General features: G+C 44.9%; 7 protein-coding genes. 1 reads left to right on the forward strand and 6 read right to left on the reverse strand.

Translation table 11 applies throughout. The features are described 5' to 3' along the window. The 3 genes from JFN88_RS24630 to JFN88_RS16275 all read right to left on the reverse strand — a co-directional run. Positions 1 to 208: hypothetical protein (locus JFN88_RS24630; RefSeq protein WP_233167950.1), on the reverse strand; the 208-nt coding region annotated here is incomplete at its 3' end. Positions 209 to 224: 16 nt separating this feature from the next. Further along, the gene (locus JFN88_RS16270) at positions 225 to 473 is read right to left on the reverse strand and encodes a hypothetical protein (protein ID WP_199020321.1); all 249 of its coding nucleotides are present in this window, start codon (positions 471 to 473) and stop codon (positions 225 to 227) included. 11 nt (positions 474 to 484) lie between these two features. Beyond that, positions 485 to 1,261, reverse strand: a complete 777-nt coding sequence (locus JFN88_RS16275; RefSeq protein ID WP_199020322.1) for a recombinase family protein — start codon at positions 1,259 to 1,261, stop codon at positions 485 to 487. Positions 1,262 to 1,429: 168 nt separating this feature from the next. Between JFN88_RS16275 and JFN88_RS16280 the strand changes: the two genes are divergently transcribed. Next, a complete protein-coding gene (locus tag JFN88_RS16280) occupies positions 1,430 to 1,639 on the forward strand; it encodes a helix-turn-helix domain-containing protein (protein ID WP_199020323.1) in 210 nt (69 codons plus the stop codon). A 523-nt stretch (positions 1,640 to 2,162) separates the two neighbouring features. On the opposite strand, the gene JFN88_RS16285 is transcribed toward JFN88_RS16280, so the two are convergent. The 3 genes from JFN88_RS16285 to JFN88_RS16295 all read right to left on the reverse strand — a co-directional run. After that, positions 2,163 to 2,786, reverse strand: a complete 624-nt coding sequence (locus tag JFN88_RS16285) for a helix-turn-helix domain-containing protein (RefSeq protein WP_199020324.1) — start codon at positions 2,784 to 2,786, stop codon at positions 2,163 to 2,165. A 567-nt stretch (positions 2,787 to 3,353) separates the two neighbouring features. After that, positions 3,354 to 3,935 carry a hypothetical protein gene (locus JFN88_RS16290; protein WP_199020325.1) on the reverse strand — a complete coding sequence of 194 codons (582 nt, stop codon included), beginning with the start codon at positions 3,933 to 3,935 and terminating at the stop codon, positions 3,354 to 3,356. Then, on the reverse strand, positions 3,932 to 6,461 hold a 2,530-nt coding region (locus JFN88_RS16295), incomplete at its 5' end, for an RHS repeat domain-containing protein (protein ID WP_199020326.1). The genes JFN88_RS16295 and JFN88_RS16290, both read right to left, overlap by 4 nt.

Consider the following 6,461-nt stretch of genomic DNA (forward strand, 5'->3'; position numbering starts at 1 on the left):
AATCTACACCGACATAAATCAGTTTATCCGGCGTTAGTTGAACGTTGGTCATCGTTCGTTTCACTCCCTTGTATGTCATGGAAGGGTTACGCATAGGGCGGAGATGACATGCTGTCCCCTGATCGGATGGCGCGGCAATTGCTGTATCATGAGCTTGCATCCTCAGTTCGAGCGGACAAACCGCAATGATACAAAAGCAAAGTCTCATGTACATGCAAACACCATTATGGACGATTCATTTCGTAGGCAAGAAAGGCTTTCGCCAATCGCAGATGCAATAATTCCAACCGTACATTCACTTCCAAATGATGGACGTTCATTAACACTTCTTCGACCATCTGCGGATGAAACTGATCGCCATACCGAAAGATATAATCGAACATGGCACATTGGCATTGTTCCAACGCTTCCAACTGCTTGTAGAACGTGTCTTCCTGCTCGATGTAAAGGCTATAGGCTTTCATCTTCTCCATGCCGCCACCGCCTATATAATGGCTTGGTGAAGCCCATCGGCTTCAATGCCGCCGTAGAGATACATGCCCTCGTACAAGGGGCGGCGGTCAAGGATACGTTTAATCTGTACCTTTGTAAACTTCTTGCCTTGCGCTGTCGTAAAGCGGTCATCATTCATCTGATACGCCAATTGTGATAATGACCAATCAGGGAATAATTCCTTTAGTTCAAATACTCGTTGTACGGCTAATGCTTCATCGAGATTAATTTCAATTGCCTTCTGACCCTTCTTGGCTTTGTAACCGAACGCCGCCCGTCCTCCGGCATAGCCGCCCTGCTGAGCCTTCTTGTTGCGTCCTCTGCTTAACTTCATGGAAATTTCTAGCCGTTGGTAAGCGTCTAGCAGTTCCATTAATCCGTTGATTAGGAAGTCTGACGGGTCTTTCTTATAGATGGAGTATGTCGGCTGTTCGATGGATTTCACATCCACGCCGTACTTCTTAAACTCACGATGCACGATTACCTTCACGATGTCAGACCGCCATAAACGGCTTGTATTGAGGACAACGACTGCATCCACATCTTGGGCGGCAATAGCGGCTAACATCGTCTGAAAGCCAATTCTGTCCACCTCAAGTGCATCCTCGTCAATCTTAGCCCCACTGATACCTTCATCGGTAAAGATGTCCTGTAAATCCCATCCTTGCTGTTCACAATAGAAACGGATTTCATCTTGCTGATAGGACAAGCTGTAACCGTCTTTCGCTTGTCCGCTTGTTGAAACTCTGACATAACCGATAACTTTCATGCTGTTTCCTCCCCCACCGTTACGATAATTGAGATTAATGTAACTCTTAAAAGGTTCATATCTCGATTATATACCTGTTAAGAGTGACAATCAATGATTTTTTAAATACTTCATGGTATATTATCAATGAGATTAGAACCCTTAAAAGTCACAGTCGGGGGAGTACAAATGAAAATCAAAATTCGACTACGAGAAATCTTGGAAGAACGCAATATGTCTCAAAGAAAACTTGCACGCCAGATGAATTTAAGACCAAGCACCATTAACCATCTTTGCTCTGATTCTGTAGATAGGGTGTACATTCGCACGTTAGAACAAATTTGTGAAGCACTGAATATTACCGTAGACCAACTCATTGTCTCGGTAGAAGACGAGTAGGATTGCAACAACCTCATATGACCTTCTGTAAGGCTTGTAGAGCTTTTATATTACTCCAACCATATTAGTACCAACGCATTAAAATGCCTATAACGGATTCCTGTGCGTTCTCAGAGCCACCTGAGCGAGCCGCCCGATGGGGCAGAGGGGAGCGGCGGCGGAACTCTGTCTTTAATTCTTGAGTAAAGTATCTATAAAGAGTTATCCGCCGTTTTTACCCTCCATCCAAGAATCAAGAATCTTCCCCGAAATCGCAGACCGCCCACGGCGTGTCTGCTGTTTCTTTTTCAAGTGATTCTTTTATTGCTTCTTCTTGAATTGAATCTTATTTAATGATTCTTATTAGTGAGACTATCGGACGGTTCGTAACAGACTCTACGTCTACGATTCAGACTCTCGGTCTGGCATCGCCGACTCTCTGTCGAAATCGTGGACACAGAGTCTACAGCCTTTATTTCTTACCTTTAACCGACCGTGTGTCGGCTATCTGGACAGAGAGTCCGCTGAAATAACAGACTCTTCACTATGCTCCGTTGACATCTGGCGGAAATCGCTTGGCAAATGCGGTCATTAGGAATTGCGTGTAACTAGCCAATGTTTCCTTTTCAGCGAATTTATCCGTAGTGAAGCGTCTTTCATGCAGTTTTTCCAGTCGGGCGGTATATGCCTTGTAGTCGTCACTCTTGACGGTCTCTTGAATCCACAGCGTCAATTCCCTCTCGTTTACCTGCTTCCTTACGCTCCCAATGAATTCATGTGTCTTCTCTGACACAAGCAAATACGGATGAACGTGAAGATAGTTCGGCAAGTAGTACGTATTATTCTTGCTCTGGCTGACCAGAATCAGCTTTTTTTCTGTCAGTGTGGCAATATGCCGCTCTACGGACTTGGAACTACATCCTAGATTTCGGGCAATCATCTCAATGGTGGGGTAACACTGGCTCTGGTCGCTCATATACGCGACAATATCGACGAGAATCAGCTTCTCATACGGACTTAGACCGTAGCACCGATGGATTTTATGCGGCAGGATTATATATCCCTTATGCTGTCCTGTAAAGTTGCTCTCCTTGGCAACTTCGTCCATATACGCATTAGCAGGTTTGGTGTTCTTAGTCATCCAGAAGTCGTTGTACTTCGTTTTCATCTGCAATACCTTCCTTCTTATGCTGTTGTGCCGCGACTTTGCGGCTGTGGAGTAGGGAAGGCGGCTAGCCCGACACGTAGCCTTACCTGTTCGATGTCAACTGGTCGTCACCAGATTTATTGACTTGCACAGTAACTATCGCGGCAAATAGCCAGATTGTTGCGGACAATTAGCAGATAAGTCCTGACATTATGAATAGTCGGGCTAACTACTCCAAAAGATGCTTTGCCTTTTCATCCTCCCTATCGGGGCCGCATATTCTACAGTTGCGAGTAAATTTAAAAAAACGCAAGAAAGCGAAGATAACGAAAAACAGGTCCATCATGGTAGTATCTGACCATAATGAACCTGTTAGATGTAATGCTGATTCGTTAGTTAGGTTATAAGATTAAAGCATTTACGTGCGTACAATCATATTTAGGGAATTTCATATGAGGGTGATGAGGGATAAGTTCTTTTGGACTGAGCCGCACGATTCATTCGGCACTGGGTGGGGGGCGTTATCAAAAAAAGAAACCACATGGAGTTGTTACACTCGCATGTGGCGTCATTCTTACATTTTTTAGTTCACTTCTTAGTTGTCGAAAAGTTATTAATAATTGGTTGCGTGTATTCCCAGCCAATTAATTTAATGTTATATTTTTCTAATAGTTCGTCTTTTTCTATAATTCCTTCCGCACTTCTTCCATCTTGATATTCTTCCTTAAATGAAGCATCAGGATAAATATGTTTATACTCACTTCCAAGTCGAGTATCGTTCATATAATACCAAGCAGGTCCAGGATCAAAATAAATCTCTTGCTTTATAGTGGTTTCATCAAGCGCGATTCCCTGTGGAGAATCTACATTTAAAAGTAGTATGTTATTTTTACCACTTGCTAAATGAGATTTCCATTTAATGTATTTTCCAATTCCCTCATTCATTCCAATCCCATCATATTCACAAATCAAAGTATCCTCGATTACTTTAGTTACACCATTAATTGAGTAAGTTAGCCGAAACGGAAATTCACCGTACTTAATTTCCGGAATTTCTGGATTGGGTTGTAACTTGAGCCCGATGAATAAAAGAGTCCACGGCAAAGTAACAATTATTAAAATAATAATGAATATAGAAATACTTGCGATTAGTACGACCTTATAATTCATCTATATCCCTTCTCTTTCAAAGCACTTTTTACTGATTCCATTGAATGATTTTTAATTCGTTGTTCCATGTTATAAACAACATTATACCATTTTTTAAGTTTATGTTGTGTAGGTAAGTAAACTACTGTTCCAAACGGTGGATTGCCTACTAAGGAGTGTAAAAATTCATTTTTGACCACATAATGAGTCATAGTTCCTGTATAATTCGGAGCTTCTTTATGCAAACCATTTAATAGAATATCTGCAACAGCTGGATTAAAGGTAATAGCATTTTTATTGTTTGCAATTGCATTTGCGGTCGCTTCAGCCCCTCCCTTTGAGTGACCTACCATAGTCACTTCGTAATTATCATATTTTTTTACAAATTTCTTGGATTCTTCAATTGAAGCTGTCATATCAGCTGATAAGCCAAAAGGTTGTTGGACGTTATTTTTCCAATCACTAGCACTATCCGACCCTTTATTTACCAAAGCGTATTCAATTGATCCATCACTATTTTTTCTAGAATATACTCCCATTACCATGTTATCACCACCTGTAAGAGAACGAATGTATTTCCACCCCCCGGAAAGATCACCGCTCCTATTATATATATGCGAAGCCATATTAGCAGCTTCTACAGGTGTTGGAATATTCCCACTCGGATCAATATACCTCAATGGATTATTATGCACATAAGTATAAAGATTCAAACTCAGTGGATAATTCAATTCCCCTTCATACGTATCCTCATTCATAAACCGCCCTACACTCGGATCGTACCATCTGGCCCTCAGGTATTGCAACCCGGTCGTCTCATCCCAGTATTCTCCGCTATATCTAAATAGATTAGGCACGGTTTCACTCGCCGTTAATGGATTTCCCCACATGTCATACGTGTAGCTGTTAAGTACATTGCCCGCTTGGTCGGTTAGCTGCGTCACATCGCCGTGACCGTTATGAGAATAGTACGCCCGGCTGCCGCTGGCGTCCACCCGCGCTACTAATCCCTTTCCTCGCAGGTAGCTCGCTTTGTGCGTGACCGCTCCATTCGATACGATTCCTTCCGCTATGATGTCTGATCCATCATAGTAATAACGGGTGGTTACGCCCGCTTCGGTTCGCTCCGTTAGCAAGCCATCTCCGTTATAACGGTACGTCACCGTTTGGTTGTTTTCCGTGACAACCTTCGTTAACCGATCCCGATCATCATAAGCGTAGCTCATATTCGCCATTTCCGGAGGTGCATCACTTGTTAACGATTTTCGATTCCCGCGCTGATCGTAGGTGTAGGTCTCATTAAATTGGGTCGATGTCGCGATCCGGTTTAACGGGTCATAGCCAAAGGTATAGGCGGTACCTTTCTCGGTCTTGCCGGTCTGGTTACGGTTTTGGTCATACTGATAGCTCAACGCCTCCAGTGTGCTCCCCGCTTTTGTGTGCGTCAGCGACGTCAGATTCTGTTCATCATAGCCGTAGGTCGAGCGAATTCCATTACGAAGCTCAGCCGAAGCAACACGTCCATTTTTCTTGTAGGTGTAGGTTGCATCCCATACGTTGGCCACAGAACCTACCGCATCCAACTGACTTCTGGCATCGTACCGGTACAGGCTCACGACACCAAACGGGCCGGTCATTTTCGTTCGTTGGCCTTGGGTGTTGTATTCATACTCGGTTTTACGGTTATCCGGGTACGTGACGGATTGCAGCCAGCCGGAGCCTGTTTCATAGCTGTATTGCGTGGTCCCCGTTCCATCTTGCATTTGGAGCCGGCGACCCGCCGCATCGTAACCCATCGTAATCGTTTCCTGATTCGTGGTACTGGAAATTTGGCGATCACGGTTATTGTACGCATATGTGCGCGCCTGATTTTTACGATTTACAACCTTCGTTAGATTGCTGTTGGCATCATAAACATAGGTTTCTACTCCGCCCGCAGGATCGGTTTTGCGAATGACGCGGCCCATTTGGTCGTACTGCTTCGTCATTTGCGTATTGTCCGGGTATTTCGTTTGTTTCAAGCTCCCGGCCAGACTGTACACATAGTTCGTCGCATTGGCCTCCGGGTCCGTGACGGTGACCAGACGCCCGAGGACATCGTACGCATAAGCGGTCGTGAACCCTTTGGCATCCTTTTGCGTGATCGGGTTCCCTGCGTAGTCATATGTGTACTCGGCCTTGCTTTTCACGGCGCCCGCAGCGTTCATCGCTTCTTGCTTGATCGGACGCCCGAGCAGATCCAACGTTTCTTTGGTGAGGCTGCCCTCCGGGTCGGTGGTTTGAACGGTACGCTCAATATCATTGTAGAGAGCGGTGGCGAACGCGTTATTGGCACCCGGCAACTGCGTACGCGTGATCCGGTCCCAGACATCATACGTATACGAGGTTCGGTTCCCGGCCGCATCGTCGCTGTAGCTCAATCGTCCATAAGCATCGTAGCCATACGTTGTCGTCCCTTTGCCCACAATCCCTTCCGCCACTTTCAGGCCCAAGGGGTTCCATCGTACGATGCTCGTCACGCCCGTCTCGTCGGCCGCCGTCACTTGA

Source organism: Paenibacillus roseus (assembly GCF_016424485.1).
Taxonomy (GTDB): Bacteria; Bacillota; Bacilli; order Paenibacillales; family Paenibacillaceae; genus Paenibacillus_D; species Paenibacillus_D roseus.